This is a genomic window from Streptomyces sp. URMC 126 (assembly GCF_051386555.1).
Taxonomy (GTDB): Bacteria; Actinomycetota; Actinomycetes; order Streptomycetales; family Streptomycetaceae; genus Streptomyces.
Genome location: NZ_JBPQTX010000010.1, coordinates 1 through 21,065 on the forward strand (window position 1 = coordinate 1; position 21,065 = coordinate 21,065).

At 73.1% G+C, this 21,065-nt stretch carries 11 protein-coding genes; 9 read left to right on the forward strand and 2 right to left on the reverse strand.

What is annotated here, in order from left to right:
- The first annotated feature begins 32 nt into the window (after positions 1 to 32).
- Entirely contained in the window at positions 33 to 1,163 is a 1,131-nt protein-coding gene (locus ACSNOK_RS02580; RefSeq protein ID WP_436778879.1) for a SagB/ThcOx family dehydrogenase, read from the forward strand.
- A 96-nt stretch (positions 1,164 to 1,259) separates the two neighbouring features.
- Here the strand turns inward: ACSNOK_RS02580 and ACSNOK_RS02585 are convergent, their stop codons facing one another.
- Positions 1,260 to 2,132: an alpha/beta fold hydrolase gene (locus ACSNOK_RS02585; protein WP_436778880.1), complete on the reverse strand. Its 873-nt coding sequence runs from the start codon at positions 2,130 to 2,132 to the stop codon at positions 1,260 to 1,262.
- A 509-nt stretch (positions 2,133 to 2,641) separates the two neighbouring features.
- On the opposite strand from ACSNOK_RS02585, the gene ACSNOK_RS02590 reads away from it, so the two are divergent.
- The 5 genes from ACSNOK_RS02590 to ACSNOK_RS02610 are packed head-to-tail and all read left to right on the forward strand — an operon-like array spanning position 2,642 to position 12,701.
- A complete protein-coding gene (locus ACSNOK_RS02590; RefSeq protein ID WP_436778881.1) occupies positions 2,642 to 7,366 on the forward strand; it encodes an amino acid adenylation domain-containing protein in 4,725 nt (1,574 codons plus the stop codon).
- Positions 7,360 to 8,706, forward strand: a complete 1,347-nt coding sequence (locus ACSNOK_RS02595) for a flavin-containing monooxygenase (protein WP_436778882.1) — start codon at positions 7,360 to 7,362, stop codon at positions 8,704 to 8,706. The genes ACSNOK_RS02590 and ACSNOK_RS02595 overlap by 7 nt, the downstream gene beginning before the upstream one ends.
- Complete coding sequence (locus ACSNOK_RS02600; RefSeq protein WP_436778883.1) at positions 8,693 to 10,465, forward strand: AMP-binding protein; 1,773 nt, start codon at positions 8,693 to 8,695, stop codon at positions 10,463 to 10,465. The genes ACSNOK_RS02595 and ACSNOK_RS02600 overlap by 14 nt, the downstream gene beginning before the upstream one ends.
- Positions 10,462 to 11,898, forward strand: coding sequence for a flavin monoamine oxidase family protein (locus tag ACSNOK_RS02605; RefSeq protein WP_436778884.1), 1,437 nt, complete (start codon positions 10,462 to 10,464; stop codon positions 11,896 to 11,898). The genes ACSNOK_RS02600 and ACSNOK_RS02605 overlap by 4 nt, the downstream gene beginning before the upstream one ends.
- Positions 11,895 to 12,701, forward strand: coding sequence for a thioesterase II family protein (locus ACSNOK_RS02610; protein WP_436778885.1), 807 nt, complete (start codon positions 11,895 to 11,897; stop codon positions 12,699 to 12,701). The genes ACSNOK_RS02605 and ACSNOK_RS02610 overlap by 4 nt, the downstream gene beginning before the upstream one ends.
- Here the strand turns inward: ACSNOK_RS02610 and ACSNOK_RS02615 are convergent.
- Positions 12,642 to 13,178 (reverse strand): ester cyclase, encoded by a 537-nt coding sequence (locus tag ACSNOK_RS02615; RefSeq protein WP_436778886.1) that lies wholly within the window; start codon positions 13,176 to 13,178, stop codon positions 12,642 to 12,644. The genes ACSNOK_RS02610 and ACSNOK_RS02615 overlap by 60 nt on opposite strands.
- A 226-nt stretch (positions 13,179 to 13,404) precedes the next feature.
- Here ACSNOK_RS02615 and ACSNOK_RS02620 point away from each other — a divergent pair, with 226 nt between their 5' ends.
- The 3 genes from ACSNOK_RS02620 (at position 13,405) to ACSNOK_RS02630 (ending at position 20,856) form a co-directional block, all read left to right on the forward strand.
- Complete coding sequence (locus ACSNOK_RS02620) at positions 13,405 to 15,600, forward strand: MMPL family transporter (protein WP_436778887.1); 2,196 nt, start codon at positions 13,405 to 13,407, stop codon at positions 15,598 to 15,600.
- 40 nt (positions 15,601 to 15,640) lie between these two features.
- On the forward strand, positions 15,641 to 16,165 hold the full coding sequence (locus ACSNOK_RS02625) for a cupin domain-containing protein (protein WP_436778888.1): 525 nt from the start codon (positions 15,641 to 15,643) through the stop codon (positions 16,163 to 16,165).
- A 368-nt stretch (positions 16,166 to 16,533) separates the two neighbouring features.
- Positions 16,534 to 20,856, forward strand: a complete 4,323-nt coding sequence (locus tag ACSNOK_RS02630) for a hypothetical protein (RefSeq protein WP_436778889.1) — start codon at positions 16,534 to 16,536, stop codon at positions 20,854 to 20,856.
- The last annotated feature ends 209 nt before the right edge of the window (positions 20,857 to 21,065 follow it).

The window sequence follows — 21,065 nt, forward strand, 5'->3', positions numbered from 1 at the left end:
GTGTATAAGAGACAGCTCCCGAGGAGAACGCAGTGAAGCTCCGGCGCGCCCACGCCCTCGTCTGCTACTGGCGTGACGGCTCCTTCGTCGTCCAGAACTACCTGACCGGCGCGCACATGTCCGTCGCGCCCGTGGCCGCCGACATCCTCGCGGCCTTCACGGACTGGTCCACCGAGGACGACGCCGTGGCCGCGTTCCCGGACCACGACCCGGAGTCCTGCCGCGCGGCCGTCCGGCAGCTCCACACCTACGGGTTCCTCGTCTCCGCCGGCGAGGACGGGCCGGACGAGCGGCTGGCCGAGCACTGGGAGAGCTGGTCGCCGGAGGCCGCCGTCCTGCACTACGCCAGCAAGGACGCCGACTACAGCGAATCCCCGTCCGTCAACGAGGACTTCCGCGCCGGCCGCCGCTCCGCCCTCTTCAAGAACTACCCCGACGCCGACCGCGTCCTGCTGCCCCGCGCCCCCCTCGACGTGGACGCCGGATACGTCCGGACGCTGTACGCGCGCCGCACCCACCGCGCCTTCGCGCCGGCCGCCCTGCCGCTGCCCTCGCTGGCCGCCCTCCTGGCCATGGTGTTCGGTCCCAGCGAGTTCCTCGACGGCCAGGACTTCGGCGCCCTCATGAAGCGGACCAGCGCGGCCGGCGGCTCCCGTCACGAACTGGAGGCGTACGTCGGCGTCTTCGCCGTCGAGGGCATCACCCCCGGCCTCTACCACTACAACTGCGTGGAACACTCCCTGGAACTGCTGGACCCCGGCTTCACCCGGGAACAGGCGGCCCACCTGTGCTGGGACCAGTCCGCCATCGCGGAGGCCCCGGTCACCGTGTTCGTGACCGCCGTCGTCGACCGCATGAGCAGCAAGTACCGCGCCCCGCGCGCCTACCGCGTCATGCTCCTGAACGCCGGCCACCTCGGCCAGACCTTCGCCCTCACGGCCACCGCCCTCGGCCTGGGCCCCTTCCAGACGGCCGCCTTCCGGGACACGGACGTCGAAGCGGCCCTGGGCATCGACGGCATCCGGGAAACGGCCCTCTACGCCCTGGCCACCGGCCTCCCGACCGCCCCCGCGACCCCGGAACCCCCGGCGGGGCTGGACGCCTTCCGCCGGGCGACGCTGTACCCGGATCCCGCCGAGGACGGCGTCACGCCCGCCCGCTGACCGGGCCGCGCCGCCTGTCTCGCACGTCCCCGGGGCACCCCCGACGGTCCGGACCGGACCGTCGGGGGTGCCCCTTTCCCGGGACGCGCGGCCCGCTCAGGGCGCGGTCGCGCCGGTGGCCGCCAAGGAGGATTCCAGGAGCAGGTCGGCGACCCGGGCGGGAGCGTCCCACGTCGTCAAGTGGCCCGCTCCGGCGATGATTTCGTGCCGCGCGTGGGGGAACGCGCGGCGGGCGCGTGCCGCCATCCGCGCCGGGAGGAAGATGTCCTTCTCCGCCCAGGCGATGGTGAGGGGTACGTCCGCGAGCCCCTCGACGATCCCCACGTTCGGGTGGGCGGCGGCCTCCGGGGTGGAGGCCAGTCCGCCGCCCGGCAGTTCCCGGTTGGCCCGGCGGAGCATGTCGCCGACGCTGGTGCTCAGGGCGAGGGAGCGGACGGTGTCGAGGGCCGCCTCCGGGGGGACGGCGGCGGGCTTCCCGTAGCTGGTGCCGAGCAGGACCTGGCGGCCCGCGGCGCTGCGGGCGAGCAGGGGTGCCAGGGGCAGGGCGAGCCGGGCGGAGAGGCGCAGGGAAGAGACGACCAGCCGCAGCCGGCGTGCCTCGCCCGCGGTGTAGAAGCCGGTGGGGGAGAAGGCCACGACCGAGCGGGCGAACCCCTGGGCGCCGAGCAGGAGCGCGACCTGGCCGCCGAGCGAGGCGCCCGCCACATGGGGGCGTTCCAGGCCGATCTCCTCGGCGAATTCCCTGAGCAGGCCGGCCACCGAGGCGTTGGTCAGCGCGCCGCGGAGGGCGTGCCGTGGGCTCGCTCCGCAGCCCGGCAGGTCGACCGCGACGACGTCGCGTTCGTGGGCGAGCAGGTCGAGGACCGGATTCCAGACGGCGTGGGATCCGCCGGTCCCATGAATGAGCAGGAGCGGTTCTCCGCTACCGGTACGACGGTACGCGATACCACAGGCTTTCTTCATTCCCATGGCTTCGCAACCTAGCACCCCGCCGAAAATACTTCAGCGTTGGCGGCGTCTTTTTAGCGAATTATCCATGGCCGGATCGTATGCCTCCGAATCGCCGATCGTTATGTCCCTTGTGCTCCACATCGGGGGTGTTCGCTCCGCCGCAGCCGGGGCGGTCCGGTGTCATTGAACGAAGCGGCCCTGATCTTTTTGTCCGGTCCTGGAAAGGGGCCAGGTGAGCGCCTTGATCAATCGCCAGCTCACTTTTCCTTCGGGAATCAATCCCATTTTCTCCGCATTCGGATCCCGGTATTCCAAAGCGCTTTCCGATCATGTATTAGCCAGGAAGCCGCAGGTGGAAGTGGGTGCAAGAAATATTCTTGACACATGTCGGCAATGGTTGAAAGTATGTGCCACCCGCAGTCATGACAGCCTCTGCCAGTGGCAGGGAATCGACGACGGGACAACGGGGATCCATGCACGAAGAAATCGTCAGCACGGACATTCACGGAAACCGAGAGTCGGATATATTGCGCGCACTCGCGCACCTCTACCCGGGCTGCACCGGACGGCCGGAAACCATCGGACCCGACGAGCCCCTCCACCTCGAATCGCTGGCCGCCACGGCCTTTCGCTCGGCTCTCGAAGCGCGCTGGGACGCCGATATCCCCCTGGACTTCTTCTTCGGGCCGCGCACCCTCCGGGAGATCGCCCGGGCCGTGGCCGGACAGGCCGCGGCGCGGGGGCCGGCGGCCGGCGAGGAACCGATCAGACCCGCTCCGGAGGAACGGTTCGAGCCCTTCGCGCTCACCGACGTCCAGCAGGCGTACTGGCTCGGCGGCCGCGGCTTCGAGGCGGGCGGCCGGTCCGCGTACTTCTTCCTCGAACTCGACATCACGGCCGTCCCGGCCGACCGGATCGAGGCCGCGTTCCGGCGGCTCGTCGAACGGCACGACATGCTCCGGGCCGTCATGGACGCGGACGGCCGCCAACGGGTACTCCCTGTCCGCGAGCCCTACCGCGTTCCCCACGCCGACCTCTCCGGGCTCCCGGCCGAGGAGCGCGACCGGATCCTGGCCGAGACCCGCGAACGGCTCGCCGGCCGGCGGTTCGACCAGGAGACCTGGCCGCTGTACGAGGTGCGCACCCACACCCTCGCCCCCGACCTGGTCCGGCTGTACTTCGGCGTCGACCTGCTGTTCGCCGACGCCGGGAGCATCCGGCTGCTGCTCGGCGAGTGGATCAGGCTGATGCTCGAACCGGAGGCGGAACTCCCGCCCCTCGGCGTCACCTTCCGGGACTACGTCGCCGCTCGCGAGGCCCGTCGGACGACGCCGCGCCACGCGAAGGCCCGGGACTACTGGCTGGGCCGGCTCGCCGAACTCCCGGCCGCCCCCGACCTGCCCCTCGTCGAGTGGCCCGGCACGGACGCGCCCCGGTTCGTCCGCCGCCGGTTCCGGCTGGACGCCGAGCGCTGGCGCCGGTTCTCCGCACGGGCCGCGGACCTCGGCGTCACCTCCTCGGCGCTGCTGTGCACGGCCTACGCCGCCGTGCTGCGCACCTGGTCGAAGACGCCGCGGTTCACCGTGAACGTCACGCTCGCGGACCGCCCCTACTGGCACCCCGACCTGCCCGCCACCGTGGGCGACTTCACCAGCACCATCCTGCTCGCCTGCGACCTCGGGGCCACGCCGGCGCTGGCCGACGCCGCGGCCGGACTCCAGCGGCAGTTGCGCCAGGACCTGGAGCACAGCGAGTTCAGCGGCGTCAGGGTGCAGCGGGAGATGGCCCGCGGCGGCCGGCGCGCCGTCATGCCGGTGGTCTTCACCAGCCTGATCCAGGGCCGCGGCAACGGTGTCGAGGACCTGGAGGGGATCGTCTTCACCGAGCGCCACGCCGTGTCCCGGACGCCCCAGGTGTATCTGGACAACCAGGTGGTCTCCCTCGGCGACGAGCTGAGCGTCAGCTGGGACGCGGTCGAGGACGCCTTCCCGCCCGGGGTCCTCGACGACATGTTCGCCGCCTACCGCCACCTGCTGGAGACCCTGGCCGACGACCCCGAGCGGGCGCACGGCCCGGCCGCCGTGCCGCTTCCGGACCGGCAACTCGCCGTCCGCCGGCGCGTCAACGCCACCGAGGGCCCACGCCCGGTCGAAGCCCTGCACGCCGCCGTCGACCGAAGGCTGCGCGAGCACGGCGGGACACCCGCGGTGATCGCTCCCGGGCGGACCCTGTCCCGCCGGGAACTCGACGAGCGCGCGGCCGCCCTGGCCGACCACCTCACCGGTCTCGGCGTGGCCCCCGGCCGGCCGGTCGCCGTCGTGATGCACAAGGGCTGGGAACAGGTCGTCGCCGTCCTGGGCATCCTCCGCGCCGGCGCCGCCTACCTGCCGGTGGACGCCGGACTCCCGCCGCGGCGCGTCGCACGGCTGCTGGCGGCAGCCGAGGCCACCGTCGCCGTCACCCGGCCCGGCACCGAGATCCCCGCCGGCCTGCGCCAAGTCGTCGTCGACGAACGCCCGCCCACCCCGCCGGCCCGGCGCGCCGAGGTGCCGGTGGACCCGGACGCCCCGGCCTACGTCATCTTCACCTCCGGCTCCACCGGCGAGCCCAAGGGCGTCGTCATCCCGCACGCGGGAGCGGTCAACACGGTCGACGACATCAACCGGCGCTTCCGCGTGGGCGAACGGGACCGGGTGCTCGGCCTGTCGTCGCTCGGCTTCGACCTCTCCGTCTACGACATCTTCGGCGTGCTCGGCGCCGGCGGCGCGCTCGTCCTGCCCGCGCCCGAGGACGCCCGCGACCCCGCCCGCTGGGCCGGTCTCCTCGCCGCCCACGGGGTGACGGTCTGGAACACGGTGCCGGCCCTGATGGAGCTGCTCACGGAACACACCGAGCGCCGCGGCCGCAAACTCCCGGACTCCCTGCGCCTCGTCCTGCTCAGCGGCGACTGGATACCCCTGTCCCTGCCGGACCGCATCCGCGCGGTGTCCCCCGGCGAGCCCCAGATCATCAGCCTCGGCGGGGCCACCGAGGCGTCCGTCTGGTCGATCGCCCACCCCGTCGACCGGGTGTCGCCCACCTGGCGGAGCATCCCCTACGGCACCCCGCTGCGCAACCAGACCTTCCACGTCCTCGACGAACAACTCCGCCCCCGGCCCGACCACGTGACGGGCGAGCTCTACATCGGCGGCGCCGGGCTGGCCGCCGGCTACTGGCGGGACGAGAAGCGCACGGCCGAGCGCTTCCCCGTCCACCCCGAAACCGGCGAGCGCCTGTACCGCACGGGCGACCTCGGCCGGTACCTGCCCGACGGCACCCTCGAATTCCTCGGGCGCGAGGACCTCCAGGTGAAGATCGGCGGGCACCGGATCGAACTCGGCGAGATCGAGGCCGTACTGGCCCGGCACGAAGCGGTCCGGGCGGCCGTCGCCGCGGCCGTCGGCCCGGAGCGGGGCGCCCGGCGGCTGGTCGCCTACGTCGTCCCCCAGCTCCCCGACCGGCCCCCGGCCGCCGACGAGCTCCGGGCGTTCGCCGCCCGGCACCTGCCCTCGTACATGGTCCCCGGCCGGTTCGTGACCCTGGAGACGCTGCCCCTCAGCCCCAACGGCAAGGTCGACCGCGCCGCGCTGCCCGAACCCGCGCAGCCCGCCGAGACCGCCGCCGAGCCGCCCGCGAACGAGCGGGAACGCGCCCTGGCCGGCGCCTGGGCCTCCGTCCTGCCCCCGGGAACCGTCATCGGCCGGCACGACGACTTCTTCGAGGCGGGCGGGGACTCCCTGCTGGGCGTACGGGTGCTGGCCCGGGCCGCCCAGGAGGGCCTGCACCTCACCCCGCAGGAGTTCTTCGCCCACCGCACCGTCGCCGAACAGGCGGCCCTCGCCCGCACCGCGCCGGCGAACGAGGCGCCGCAGGGCCTCGTCGAAGGGCCCGTCGGCCTGACGCCCAGTCAGCAGTGGTTCTTCGAGCAGTCCTACGAGAACATGGACCACTGGAACGGCATGTGGCCCGTCTTCGTCCTGGACACCCCCGTCGACCCCACCCTGCTCGCCGAGGCGCTGCGGCAGGTGCTGCGCCGCCACGACGCCCTGCGGACCCGGTTCCGCCGCGTCGACGGGGTGTGGCAGGGCCGGCTGGCCGGCGAGGAGGCGCTCGCCGCCTCCCTCGTCGCCTCCGTCGACCTGAGCGACGTGCCCGACGCCGGGCTGGAGGACGTCCTCCGCCGGCACGTCGCCGAGCGCAACGGCAGTCTCGACCTGGCCGACGGGCCCACGGTACTGCTCACCTGCTTCGACCTCGGCCCGGCCCGCCCGCCGCGGCTGCTGGTCAGCGCGCACTGGCTGGTGATGGACTACTACTCGTCCCGCGTCTTCTACGAGGACCTGCGCACCGCCTACTTCCAGCTGGAATCCGGCCGGGAGGTGGTGCTGCCGCCGAAGACCGCGCCCGTCACCTGGTGCGTGGAGCGGCTGGCCGAGCACGCGGCGAGCGCGGAGCTCGCGGCCGAACTGCCCCTGTGGACGCGGTTCGTGGACCACCCTCGGCAGCCCGTCCCCGTCGACTCGCACGGCGAGAACGTGCAGTCCTCGGCCGAGCGGCTGTTCGCCACCGTCACCGGCGACACCGCCGAGACCGTGCTCACCACCCTTCCCCGCCGGCACGGGGTGGAGGTCCGCGAGGTGCTGCTCACCGCCCTGCTGCGGACCGTCACCGCGTGGACGGGCGGCGGCGAGCTGATGGTGGAACTGGAGGGCCACGGCCGCGAACCCGTCTTCGGCGACCTCGACATCGCCCGGACGGTCACCCGGCTCTCGACGCTCTCGCCGATGCTGCTGCGCCGCACCGACGGCGCCGGACCGCTCGCCGAACTCCTCTCCGTACGCGACCAGTTGCGGGAGGTGCCGCATCGCGGCGCCGGCTACGGAATCCTCCGGTACCTGCATCCCGACCCCGGGATCCGCGCCCGGCTCGCCCGACTGGCCCCACCGGACGTCGGCTTCAACTTCTGGGGGGACGTCAGCGAGTACTTCACCGGCGACGCCCGGCCGGTGGAGGAGTCCTTCGGCTACCACCGCAGCGGAGCGGGCCGGCGCCCCCGGATCATCGACCTGATGGCGCTGTCGGAAGGCGGCGAGATCCGGCTCGTCTGGAACTACAGCACCCACCTGCACACCCGGGCCACGATCGAGTCCCTCGCCCGGTCGTTCGGCACCCAACTCGACCGCCTGGCCGCGGAGACGGAGGCGTCATGCTGATCCGGGCGAGCAAACCGGCCGGGAAGCGGTTCCCGCCGCTGAACACCGTGCGGCGCCGCCGCGGCCGCCCCGCGACCGCCCCCGGCCGCCGGGCCCTGGAGGCCGTGGTCATCGGCGCCGGGCCGAGCGGCCTGTCCGCCGCGGCCATGCTGGAACGCTGCGGCGTCGGCACCGTGGTCCTGGAACGGACCGACCGGCTCGCCGCGCCCTGGCACGACCACTACGACGGGCTGCGCCTGCAGTCCCCGAACTGGATGTCGTTCCTGCCAGGCATGCCGTTCTCCCGCGCCGACGGCACCTGGGTGACCCGCGACCGACTGCTGGACTACCTGGGCCGCTACGTCACCCACCACGGCATCGAGGTCCGGCACGGCGTCGAGGTCAAGCGGGTGGACCGGGCCGCGCAGGGCTGGAGCGTGGCCACCTCGGACGGGGAGTGGCAGGTCCCGGTGGTGGTGGTCGCCACCGGATACAACCGGGTGCCCTTCCTCCCCGACTGGCCGGGCCTGGACGGCTTCACCGGACGGGTGCTGCACGCCTCCGCCTTCCGCAACGCCGCGCCGTTCACCGGACGGGACGTCCTCGTGGTGGGGACCGGCAACTCCGGCGCGGAGATCGCCTCGATCGTCTCCCGCGGCGGCGTCCGCCGCACCCGCCTCTCGGTGCGCACCCCACCGCACGTCGTCCGGCGCTCCCTGCTCGGCGTGCCGACCCTGCTGGGCCCGGCCATGGTGGAGACGCTGCCGCCGCGCCTCGGCGACCTCCTCCTCGGCCCGGTCAACCGGATGACGGTCGGCAACCTGGCCAAGTACGGCCTGCCGGCCCCCCGGTCCGGGCTGTACAGCCAGTACCGCGTCAGCGGCGTCACCCCGGTCATCGACACCGGGTTCCTCGGCGCCCTCCGGGCCGGGCTGATCGAGCCCGTCGCGGAGGTGGTCTCCTTCGAGGGCGACCAGGTCGTCCTCGGCGACCGCGGCCGCATCCGGCCCGAGGTGGTCATCGCCGCCACCGGGTACCGGCGCGGACTCGACGCCCTCGTGGGACACCTCGGCGTACTCGACGGGGACGGCGACCCGGTCGCCGACGGAGCCCGACCGCTGCCGGGGGCGCCGGGCTTCTTCTTCATGGGCTACACCCACCCGTTCAGCGGCAACCTGCGCCGGGTGCGCCGCGACGCGCCCCGGCTGGCCCGGGAGGTCGCGGACTACCTGGACCGGCAGACCGCGGCCCGCCCGAAGGCGCGCCGCGCACAGCGGAGCGGGGCCACACCGCCCCGGTCCACGGGGGAGCCGGCCGCTCGGCCGGCGGATACTCAGGGGGACAGCGATGCACACGAGTGACGTCGTGCCGGCCGGAACGGCCGCACGGGAAGAGGCGGCGGCCGAGGACGGGCCGGCCACCGGCCATCCGCGCCCCGAGGACGTCTTCGGGGCGGCCACCGTCCCCGAGGTCCTGGAGCGCGCGGCCCGCGGCGGCCCCGGACTCCTGCTCGTCGACAAGGACCTGAAGGAGACTCCGCTGCCGGGGGCGGTGCTCGCCGCGACCGCCCGGCGGGTCGCCGCCGCGCTCGCCCTCCGGGGCGTGGGGCGCGGCGACCGGGTGGCCGTCATGTCGTCGACGTCGTCGGCGTTCCTCTGCACCCTCTTCGGGGTGTGGCGGGCCGGCGCCGTGCCGGTGATCGTGCCGTTGCCCCACCGGCTGGCCGACCTGGGCGACCTGATGGCGGAGACCGAGCGGCGCCTGGACCACGTCGGCGCCCGGTGCCTGGTGGTCTCCGACGCCTTCCACGGCTTCGTGGCACGGCGCCTGGGGCGCGCGGACCGGCCGGACCGGCCCCTCGTCTCCTGTTCCGACCTGGTCTCACACCAGGGCCCGGCCCCCGCGCCGGCCGGCCGCGCGCCGGACGACGTGGCCTACCTCCAGTTCACCTCCGGCACCACGGGCACCCCCAAGGCCGTCACACTGACGCACCGTCAGATCATGACCAACGCGGCCGCGGCCTGGCGAACGCTGGGCATGGACGACGGGCCGCCCGGCGTGGTCGTCCACTGGCTGCCGCTCTACCACGACATGGGACTGATCTCCACGCTGGCCGCGCTGGCCGGCGGGGCCCGGCTCGTGCTCCAGCCGCCCGAGGAGTTCCTGGCCAGGCCGGACTCCTGGGTCGACGCGCTCTCCCGCTACGGCGCCACCCACACCGTCGCCCCCGACTTCGCCTACGGGCTGGCCGCCCGCGGCATGGCGGAACGCCCGCGGCACCTGGACCTGTCGGCGCTGCGCGTGTGCGGTGACGGCGCCGAACCGATCCGGCCGGCCAACCTGGACGCCTTCGCCGAGGCGGGCGCCGCCCACGGTCTGCGCCCCCAGGCGATCACCCCGATGTACGGCCTCGCCGAGGCGACCCTGGCCGTCGCCATCAGCCCGTACGACCGGCCCATGGTCCGCGAACGGGTGTCCGCCGCCCGGCTCGCCGCGGACCGGGTGGCCGAACCCGTCCCGGCCGGCTCCCCGGACGCCCGGGAGCTCGTGGTGTGCGGACCGCCCATCCCCGGCGTCCGCGTCCGGATCACCGGCGACGACGGGAGCGGACTCGGCCCGCGCCGGGTGGGCGAGGTGTGCCTGCGCGGGCCCTCGGTGATGCGCGGGTACTGGAACGCCCCCGACGCCACCGCCGAAGTGATCCGGGACGGCTGGCTCCACACGGGCGATCTCGGATACCTCACGGAGGACGGACTGGTCGTCTGCGGACGCATCAAGGACGTGATCATCGCCGGCGGCCGCAACCTCTACCCGGAGGAGTACGAACACCTCTCCACCGAGGTGGACGGGGTGGGCCAGGTCTGCGCCGCCTTCGGCCTGCCCGACACCGAACGGGTGGTGGTGGTCGCCGAGATCGGCCGCGGCGGCGCCGACGCCGCCGGGCTGGCCGGACAGGTGATGACCAGGCTGCGGGAACGCCTGGGGCACGCCCCGGACCGGGTGGTCATCGTGCCCCGGCAGGCCATCCCCCGCACCTCCTCGGGCAAGACCCGGCGCGCCCGGTGCCGGCAGCTGTTCTTCGCCGGGGAGCTGCCCGAGCTGGCGAGCGTGGGCCGGTGAGCGCCCGCGGGAAGGGCGGCGGCCGGGCGTCCGCGGAGGCGGACGTGGTGGTCGTCGGTGCCGGGCTCGCCGGCCTGACGGCCGCCCACGCCCTGCGCGCGGCCGGCCGCGAGCCGCTGGTCCTCGAAGCGCGGGACCGGGTCGGCGGCCGGGTGCTGGGCGAGCCGCTGGACGAGCGGGTCTCGCTCGACCTGGGCGGCACCTGGTTCGGCCCCTCGAAGCACCGGCTGGCCGCGCTCGCCGCCGAGCTGGGCATCGGCTCGCACCCCACCTACGACCGGGGCGCCCGGCTCCTGGACTACGGCGGGCGGGTGCGCCGGTTCCGGGCCGGGCTGCCGCCCGTCCCCCTGCCCGACCTGGTGGCCGCCGGGCGGGCGACCGCCGGACTCGACGCGCTGGCCCGCACCCTGCCCCGGGAGGCGCCGTGGCTCGCCGCCCATGCCCAGGCCTGGGACCGGCAGAGCCTGGGCCGGTGGCTGGACGACCGGATCGGCACGGGCCGCGGGCGCGCCCTGGTGGACCTCGCGGTCCGTACCGTCTGGGGGGCCGAGCCGCACCGGATCACCCTGCTGCAGGCTCTCTCCTACATCGACTCGCTGGGCGGGTTCGAGGCCCTGACGCGGGTCAGGGGCGGGCTGATGGCCGACCGTTTCCTCGGCGGCGCCCACCGGGTCGCCGACGCCCTCGCCGACCGGCTGCGCGGCCGGGTGCTGCTCGGGAACGCCGTGCGCCGCGTCCGGCAGACGGCCTCCTGGGTGGAGGCGGAGACCGACACGACGACGGTCCGGGCCCGCCGGGCCGTGGTGGCGGTGCCGCCCGCCCTGGCCGCCGAGATCGACTTCACGCCCGGGCTGCCCGCCGCCCGGGTCCGCGCGCTGCGGGGCCTGCCGATGGGCGCGATCGTCAAGGTCTTCGCCGTGTACGACCGTCCGTTCTGGCGCGAGCGGGGGCTGAACGGGCAGATGGTCAGCGACCGTCCGCCGGTCACCTCGACCTTCGACCTGTCGCCGCTGGACGGCTCGCACGGCGTCCTCGCGGGCTTCGTCCCGGGCGACCGGGCCCACGCGTTCGCCGCGCTGCCGGCCGGGGAGCGCGAGGAGGCGGTGCTCACCTCCCTCGCCCGGGTGTACGGTCCGGCGGCCCGGCAGGTCAAACGCTATGTGGAGAAGGACTGGACGGCCGACCCCTATGCCCGGGGCTGCTACTTCGGCCTCGCCGACCAGGGTCTGATCACCGGCCCGCTCGCCGACATGAGCACCCCCGACGGGCTGGTGCACTGGGCGGGGGCGGAGACGACCTGGCAGTCCTTCGGCGGGATGGAGGGCGCCGTGGCCTCCGGGCAGCGGGCCGCGCGGCGGATCCTCGCGGCACTGGCCGGCGAACGGCGCGCCGCACCGGAACCGGGGCCCGGGGAAGCGGAGGCGGTGTCGTGACCGCGGCCGACGACGGGCTCTGGTTCCGCCGGCTGTCCGGCCCGCCACCCGGCCCCGAAACCCTCGGCCTGCTCTGCTTCCCGCCCGCCGGGGCGGGCCCCGAGGCGTTCCGGCACCTGTCCGGGCCGCTGCCGGACATCGCCGTGTGGGCCGTACACCTGCCGGGCCGTGGCAGCCGCCTCGGCGAGGAACCGCGGCGCTCGCTCGACGGAACGGCCGACGAGATCGCCGGCCGTTTGGCGTCGTGGCCCGGGAGCGCGCACCCGTACGCCCTGCTCGGGCACAGCATGGGCGCGGCCCTGGCCTACGCGGTGGCCGTCCGGCTGGCACGGCTCCCGATACGGCAGCCGTGCGCCCTGGTGGCCTGCGCCCGGGACGCGCCCGGGCACCCCGCCCGCCGGCGGCCGGTGGCGCACCTGCCGGCGCCGCTGTTCGCCGAGCACCTGCGCCGGATGGGCGGGACACCGGCCGAAGTCCTCGACGATCCGGCCGTGTTCGCGGTCTTCGAACCGATGCTCAGGGCCGATTTCGCGGCCGTCGAACACTGGCGGCCGCGGCCGGCCCCGCCGCTCCGGTATCCGATCGCGGTGATAGGGAGCCGGGACGACCCGGAGACCCGGCCCGGCGGGCTCGCCGCCTGGCACGCGCTCACCGCGGCGGCCTGCACGCTCGACTGGGTCCCCGGGGGCCACTTCTTCCCGAGCCGTCACCCCCGCGCGTTCGCCGAGGCGCTGTCCCGCCGGCTACCGACGGGACGACAACAGGCGGCGGGCCTTGGTCCGCAGATTGAATCCCGATTTTAGCGCGCGGTCTGCTGCCGACCCGTCGGGCGGCAGCAGACCGATATTCCTGGCCAAGGACAGACCATCCATATGAATCGTATTGGAGCGAATAAAGCCGCCATCCGTCTCCATGACGTCCACACCGTGCAGGGTAATCCTCCTGCCGGTGGCCGATATTCCCTGGAGAGGGGTGCCGCGGAACGTACCGAAGCCATTCCACACCACCACCGCGCAACCGTCCTGCGCTATCTCCCGCTCCACCTCGAGATGGAAGTCGGGCAGTGCGGAGAGCAGTTCGGCGAAGTACCGGCGGATCGCTGTCTCCCCCCGGTACACCCCGCTGCCGACGACGTGGTAGACCGTGTCGTCACGCCAGAAGTCGGCCTTCGAGAGATCGTGCGCATTGATGACGGCAAAAGACCGGCGCGCCAGTTCCTTCGGATCTGCACTCCGCTGATCCGCACCCCGCTGATCTGCGCTCCGCGACGGGTCCGGCATTCCGTACCTCCCTCGTTTCCGCTTTCCCGGGAAGAGTGGCACACGGATACGGCCCAGGGGAAGGGAAACCGGCGAGCCGCGGGAATTACCGGGCGGGCGGCCGCACTTCGGCTCGATTCGATCTGGTTCCGACCGGCCAGGCTCTGCACATGATGGGAAGGCGGACCGACAGGTGACGGGAAAAGGGCATGCGAACGGGGAGAGGGGCGGGGTGCGGAATCACTTCGTGATCAGACACGCTCGATGGGTGCTGTGGGTGGGCGCCCTGTTCATCGCGGGGTGTGCCGCGTTCGGCCTCTCCGTCTCCGACCACGTGACGCCCTACGACGCGACCAACCCCTCGTCGGAGAGCGTCCGCGCCGACGAACTGGTCCAGAGAACCGCCCACTTCAACCCCAACCCCGGCATCACCGTGATCGTGGACGCCCCGGGCGGGACCGACGGCGCCGAGGCCCGGGACCGCGTCTCCCGTGTGGTCGGCGAGCTGCGCGGACACCGCCAGATCGCCCGGGTCTCCAGCCTGCTCGACCCCCAGGGCCGGACCCTGGTCTCCAAGGACGGCAAGGCCACCGTGGTCGTCGCCAACTTCGGCCAAGTGCCGATCAAGGAACGGCAGAACGTCGCGCAGGACGTCCTCGACGCGTTCGCCGACACCCCCTGGGCGGCGGTCGGCGGCATCGACACCGCACAGGCCCAGATCAACAAGACCTCCGCCGACGACCTCCTCACCGCCGAGACGCTGGCGTTCCCCGTCCTGTTCCTGCTGGCGCTGTGGTTCTTCCGCGGGCTGGTCGCCGCGCTGATGCCGCTGCTGGTCGCCGGCGTCACCGTGGTGATGACCTACTTCACGCTGCGGGTGTTCACCGAGCTGACCACCGTCTCGATCTTCGCCCTCAACCTGGTCACCGGCCTCGGCCTCGGCCTCGCCATCGACTACAGCCTGCTGTTCATCAGCCGCTACCGCGAGGAACGCGCCCGCGCGGACACCCACCAGGACGCCCTGCGCGTCACCCTGCGGACCGCCGGCCGCACCATCGTGTTCAGCGCCCTGACCGTCGCCGGGGCCCTCGCCTCGCTGACCGTCTTCGAGGAGAACTTCCTGCTCTCCATGGGCATCGCCGGCATCGCCGTCCCCCTGCTCGCGGTCTTCGCCACCCTCGTCGTCCTGCCCGCCGTGCTCGCCGTGCTCGGCCACCGCGTCGACGCGCTCGCCCCCGCCCGGCTGCGCAGGCGCGCCGACTCCGAGTCCCACGCCGGCCGCTCCGGCGGGTGGTACCGTCTCGCCTCGTTCGTCATGCGCCGCCCCGCCCGGATCGCCCTCGCGGGCCTCGCCGCCCTGATCGTGCTCGGACTCCCCTCGCTCGGCACGAAGTTCGTCATCGCCGACGAGCGGGTCCTGCCCGACACCCGCAGCAGCCGCGCCGTCGCCGACGCACTGCGCGAGGACTTCGGCCCGGCCCTCTCCCGCGCCGTCTACGTCGTCGTGGAGGACGACGCCCGGGCGGCCGCCCCCCTCGTGGCGCGGATCAAGGAGCTGCCGAACACGGCGTTCGTCAGCCCTCCCGTGCCGCTGGCGGACCACACCTCCCTCATCACCGTGCGGCCCGCCTCCGCCCCCCTGTCGGACGACGGCAAACGGCTGGTGCGGGACATCCGCGGCCTCGACGCGCCGACGCCCTTCCTCGTGGGCGGCGAGTCGGCCCGCTTCGTCGACCAGGGCAGCAGCCTCGCCGACCGGCTGCCGTGGGCGGTGCTCGTGGTGGTGCTCGCCACGGTGCTCTTCCTGTTCCTCGCCACCGGCTCCGCGACGCTGCCGCTGGTCTCCCTGGTGATGAACGGCCTGACGGTGGCCGCCGCCTTCGGCGCCCTGGTCTTCGTCTTCCAGGACGGCCGGCTGGAGGGCGTCCTGGACTACGACAGCGTCGGCGCCCTCGACACCACCCAGCCGATCCTCATCATGGCGATGGTCCTCGGACTGTCCACCGACTACACGGTGTTCCTGCTGTCGAGGATCAAGGAGGCGCACGACTCCGGACTCGGCACCCGCGACGCCGTGGCCGTCAGCGTCGAACGCACCGGCCGCATCATCACCGCCGCCGCCCTGATGTTCTGCGTGGCCATGGTCGCGTTCTCCATCTCCGAGATCGTCTTCCTCAAGGAGATCGGACTGGGCGTCGCCTTCGCCGTCCTGCTCGACGCCACCCTGGTCCGCTCGACGCTGGTGCCCGCGCTGATGGAGCTGATGGGCAAGGCCAACTGGTGGGCCCCGCGGCCGCTGCGCCTCCTCCACCGGCGCATCGGACTCGACGAATCGGACGGCACGCCCCTCCCGCACCCCGCGGGCCGCCCCGGCGCCACCCTCTCCGCTCCCGCCCGGGCCGACGGCGACACCCCGCGCGACCCGGCCGTGCCCGGTGACTGACCGACAGCGAACCACCAGACCGCGAAAGGCAGGAGCGCAGATGCCACTGGACGCCTTCACCCTTCCCGACGGCACCCACATCCGCTACACCAAACGCACCGATTCCCCCGCGACCGAGGGGTTCGAGATCGAGATGACGGTGCCGCGGCACGGCACCGCCACCCCGCCGCACACCCACCCGGCGCAGACCGACGAGTTCTACGTACAGTCCGGCCGGGTCGAGATCTTCCTGGACGGCACCTGGCACACCCGGGGACCCGGCGAGGAGCTGATCGTCCGGCCCGGCCATGTCCACACGTACCGCAACAACTTCGACGAGCCCGTCGTCATCCGCAATGTGCACCAGCCGTCCGGCAGTTTCCAGGAGTACCTCGACCGCATGGGGCTCCTGGTGCGGCAAGGGAAGATCACGAAGATGAGCGGTCTGAAGACGCTCACCTATATGTCGATCCTGTTCACCGAACACACCGACGCGATGCGTCTGCACAGCCCGGTCCTCCGCGCCGTGACCACTGTCCTCGCGACCGCCGCCAAGGTGCTGGGGCTGCGGGCGCCGCGCCCCTGAGCCGCCGCGGACCGCCGCCTGGCGCCGCGTCCCTGAGCCGTCGCGGCCCGTCTCCGGGTGCCGCGTCTCCGGGCCGTCTTCCCGGCGTCTCCGCGTGCTCTCCGGGAGTCCCCGAACGTCCCGTCGTGGCACGAGGATGATTCCGCCCCCTGACGCGGCGCGCGCCCGGCGGGGCCCGGCGTCCCGCCGGCCGGGCCCCCGGACGGTGAACGTCTCGCTCCGGGAGCCGGCACGGCCGGACGACGGGACAACGTCCGTCGCCACCCGTGAGTTCCCGCCTCCGCCTGTACAGTGACGCCAACTCAGGTGTCACATAGGTCACTTGAGCCTCGGCACAGCTCTGGTGAACCAGTGGAGGATGTGTGAGATTGAAACGTTTCAGACGGGCCATGGCCGCCGCCGCGACGCTCGCCGTCGGGGTGGCGGTCGTGCAGTTACCGCCGGGGGCGTGGGCGTCGGGGGAAGGGACCGTCGGGCCGGCGGCCGGGCAGGGGGCGGAGCGCGGGAGTGATCCGGCGGCCGTCCCGGCCGGGGAGCGCGCGGCGACGCTCGGGGACGGGTGGCGGGCCTCCGGGGACCGGGCCTGGACGACGTCCGGCGACGGCACCGGCTTCCACGTGCTCGTCGCGGAGAAGAAGGCGGGCTACGCCTGGAAGACCGCGGCCACGCTCTCCGAACCCGGCTTCGACGCCGACATGTGGATCGGCAACGCCTGCGTGACGGGCTCGGGGCGGCGGGCGGTCGTCGCCTACGCGCCGCGCACCTTCACCAACAAGTCCGAGCTGATGGCCCGCGGCGCGTTCACCGCCGTCGTGGACCTCACCACCGGCCGGGTGACCAAGCTCGACCGCCAGGCGTCGCTGGCCTACTTCAGCCCCGGCTGCGGCACCGGCGAGACGGCGGTGCTCACCCAGGCCGGCGGCGAGAAGAAGAACGCCACCCGCCTCGTGGAGGTCGACGCGGCGGCCGGCAAGCGCGGCCGGACCATCGAGGTCAAGGGACAGGTGACATCGGCCGTTCCGGTCGGCGGGAGCATCGTCGCCGCCGACGCGGCCCGCCTGGTACGGATCGACGGGTCCGGAGCGCGCCGGGTGATCGCCCGCACGGACCGCGTCCCGTTCCAGCTCAAGCCGGACGCCGAGGGCGGCGTGGTCTACCTCGACCGCACCGCCGCCGGCCCGCGGTCCGCCACCGGCACACCGGACGACCGGACGCAGGGCGTCGTCAAGCGCGTCACGGCGAAGGAGATCGCCGCCGCGGACGGCGCGCGGACCCGCCCGCCGGTCCTCGCCCGCGGCCCGCTGACGAAGATGGACGTCACCCGCAGCGCCGACGGGAAGGTCTTCATCACCGGTGCCACACAGGCCGCCGGCGAACTGCCCCGCCCGGTGTGGCGCGCCGACGTCCCGAAGGACGCCCACGCCACCACCCGCGGCGAGGCCCTGGTCACCGACGTCCGCTGGGCCGACGGCAAGGACTCCCGCGTCAGCCCCGAGGAAGCGTCCGCGCCCCGCCCGGTCGACATCGGCCTGACCGTCAACGGCACGGGCAAGAAGGCCGGGTTCCGGGTGGCCCCCGAGCGGACCGTCATCGGCCGGCCCGGTCAGGGCAGCGCCCCGTCGCCCGTCCTGGGAGGCCCCGGCGGCGGGAAGCCGAAGGGCGCCAAGGCGCGCAACTCCTTCGCCGGCACCGCCGAACCCGAGCGCTACTGCTCGGTGCCGCGCAACGACCCCGCCAAGCAGGCCATGCAGCCCAAGCCGCGGCAGGTCGAGTGGGCGGTGGACCAGGCCATCACCAACAACCTGAACAAGCACATCTCGCGCCCCGCCAACTGGAAGAACCTCGGCATGGGCGCCTACCAGCCGCAGAGCCTCTTCCCCCTGAGGGGGCTGGACGGCGGCGGGCGGATACCCGCGCAGGTGATGCTCGGCATCACCGCGCAGGAGTCCAACATGTGGCAGGCCTCCCGGGTCGTGGTGCCGGGCGTCACCGGCAACCCGCTCATCGGCAACTACTACGGCGTCCAGTACTCGCCCGACGGCCAGCAGAACGACCCGTGGTGGATCAACTGGTCCGAGGCCGACTGCGGCTACGGCATCACCCAGGTGACCGACGGCATGCGCATGCACGGCAAGGAGAAGAAGGACGAGAAGCCGCTGTCCACGCTCCAGCAGGAGGCCGTCGCGCTGGACTACACGGCGAACATCGCCGCCGGCGTCAACATCCTGGTCGAGAAGTGGAACGCCACCCGCGCGGACGGCCTCACCGTCAACAACGGCGACCCCAAGTGGCTGGAAAACTGGTTCTTCGCCCTCTGGGCCTACAACTCCGGCTACTACCCCCGCGCCAAGGCGGGCGACAACGGCGGCCTGTGGGGCGTCGGCTTCACCAACAACCCCGCCAACCCGCTGTGGAAGGCCAACCGCACCCCTTTCCTGGAGAACGGGGCGGGCGGCGACGACTACTCGCAGGCCGCGCACCCGCAGGACTGGCCGTACCAGGAGAAGGTCCTCGGCTGGGCGGCGCGCCCGCTGGAGGCCCTGGAGTCGCCCGGCAAGCTGGTGCACGGCTTCCGTCCCGCCTGGTGGACCATCCCCGCCTACCGCACCCAGGTCAAGCCGCCGGAGAACCTGTTCTGCACCACGGCCAACGAGTGCGATCCCAGCAGGATCGGGCCCGACGACAAGAACCAGCCCGGCCTGGGAGCCTGCAACCGCGTGGACCTCAAGTGCTGGTGGAACCAGAAGGTCTCGTGGAAGGACTGCGACAAGAAGCAGTGCGGCAACGAGATCCTGCGCTTCGACGACACCTACAAGGAGGAGGCCGACGGCACCGCCTACCCGCCGAGGTGCACCACCGAGGGGCTGCCGGACAACGCCATGGTCGTCGACGACGTCCCGCCGGGCACCCCGGTGGTACGCCCCGACTGCCCGACGCCGCGGAAGACCAACGGAACCTTCACCCTCGACTTCGACACCCCGGCCGGAAGGATGGACTTCCAGCAGCTCGGGGCGGGTTACGCCGGGCACTTCTGGTTCGCGCACACCCGCAAGGCCGGTGACGAGCGCGGCCGGCTCAAGGTCGTCGGCACCTGGGCGTTCGACCAGACGGTGAACGGCGCGGCCAAGGTCCTCGTCCACCTCCCGGACCACGGCGCGCAGACCAAGAGGGCGCGGTACGAGATCGAGACGGCCAAGGGCACCAGGACCCGGATCGTCAGCCAGCCCGGCGACGGCAACCGGTGGGTCACCATCGGCGCGTTCCTCTTCAACGGCGCCCCCAAGGTGCGGCTGAGCTCGGTCACCGACGACGGCAAGGGCGAACAGGACATCGCCTTCGACGCCGTCGCCATCGCGCCGATCAAGGCCACCTACAAGGAGCGCCGCTTCGACGCGGTGTCCATCTTCGACCCCAACCAGGAGACCAACACCAACCTCCCCTGGCTGATGAACACACCGCTGCGGACGATGACCACGATGTACGACTGGGCGATGGGCCTCACCGAGGGCGGCAAGGTCTGGGACGACCCCGACAAGACCCAGCGCGGCATCCTGCAGCTGCCGAAGTGCTCGACCGCGAACAAGGGCTGCGTCATGCCCGAGACCGAGGCCGCCGCCCGCCGGTGGCGGGACCAGGTCGCCGCCGGCGGCAAGGGCCCGGTCCCCGGCAGCGGCGCGCCGTCGATGTCCCAGCCCATCTGGATGGCGATGGCCAACCCGCGCCCGAACCCCTCCGTGGACCCGGACAAGGCGTTCGCCAGCAAGCACGACTACAAGCTGAAGACGCACATGGACGTCGCGTTCCTCGTCGGCGACGACGGGAAGGTCATCGAGGGGTCCGAGGACGTCGGCACCCAGCAGATCGTCGGTGACGCGCACATCGCGCCGTTCGTCCGCGACTTCATGCTGGCCGTCCAGAAGGACTACGGCATCGCGCCGCCCGACCTCCGCTTCGACGAGATCGACGCCAACGTCTACAGCGGCGACAAGACGCGGGTGGACCCGATCGGCACGGGGAACGTCCCCGGCCAGGCGTACATCTCGAACGTCCGCGCGCCGAAGATCGTCGAGGACGGCAAGTGCGTCGAGACGCGCAGCGTCATGGGTGGCGTCCACGGCTTCCGCGCCATGATCGCCCAGTCGTCCGTCGACACCAACGCGTCGGCCTGGGTGGACGCGGTGAAGGGCAACGGCAACGTGCCCGAGGAAGTCGGCCGGATGGCCGGTGACATCTACAGCATGTTCTTCCGGTACCGCGGCCCCAGCAACGTCGCCGGCTCCCAGATCGGCAACGCCCCGCCGATCTGGCAGAACGTCAGCATGGCCTTCTGCGCCGACGGTTCGGTCCGGTCCACCCAGCGGGCGGACGGCGCCGGCACCGCGCCCCAGCGCGGCCTGGTGTACAGCAGCTTCATGCCCGACCTGTGGCTGTACCTCGACGGCAAGGTCGTCGACAACGAGGGCCGGCCGTCCGGCGGTCCGGTGCACAGCGGCGACTGGAAGAAGTTCTCCAACGTCCCGGACCTGAAGTACGACAACGCGTTCGGCATCTGCGACATCACCACCCGGGGACGGGGCGGCAACCCCTGGGCGATCAAGGAGCCGCTGCCGGTGATCGGCGACCCGCCGTCCAAGCGGCCGGGCGCCGGCATCTACTGTGACAACAAGGCCCACGAGGACGTGTTCGACTAGTCCGATAGGCCGAGAGGCCGACAGTCCGACAGGGCGCGTCCGGCATCGGTGACATGACCCAGGGCGGTTCGCTCCGGGGGCCGAACGGCGGCCGGGTGCCGCGAAGTCCGGAGCTCACGGACTCCCGCGGCACCCGGACCGCGTCCGGCACCGGCGGCGCGGGAACGGCTGCGTGAGAACGGCGACGCGGGGGCCGGCGGCGCGGGAAT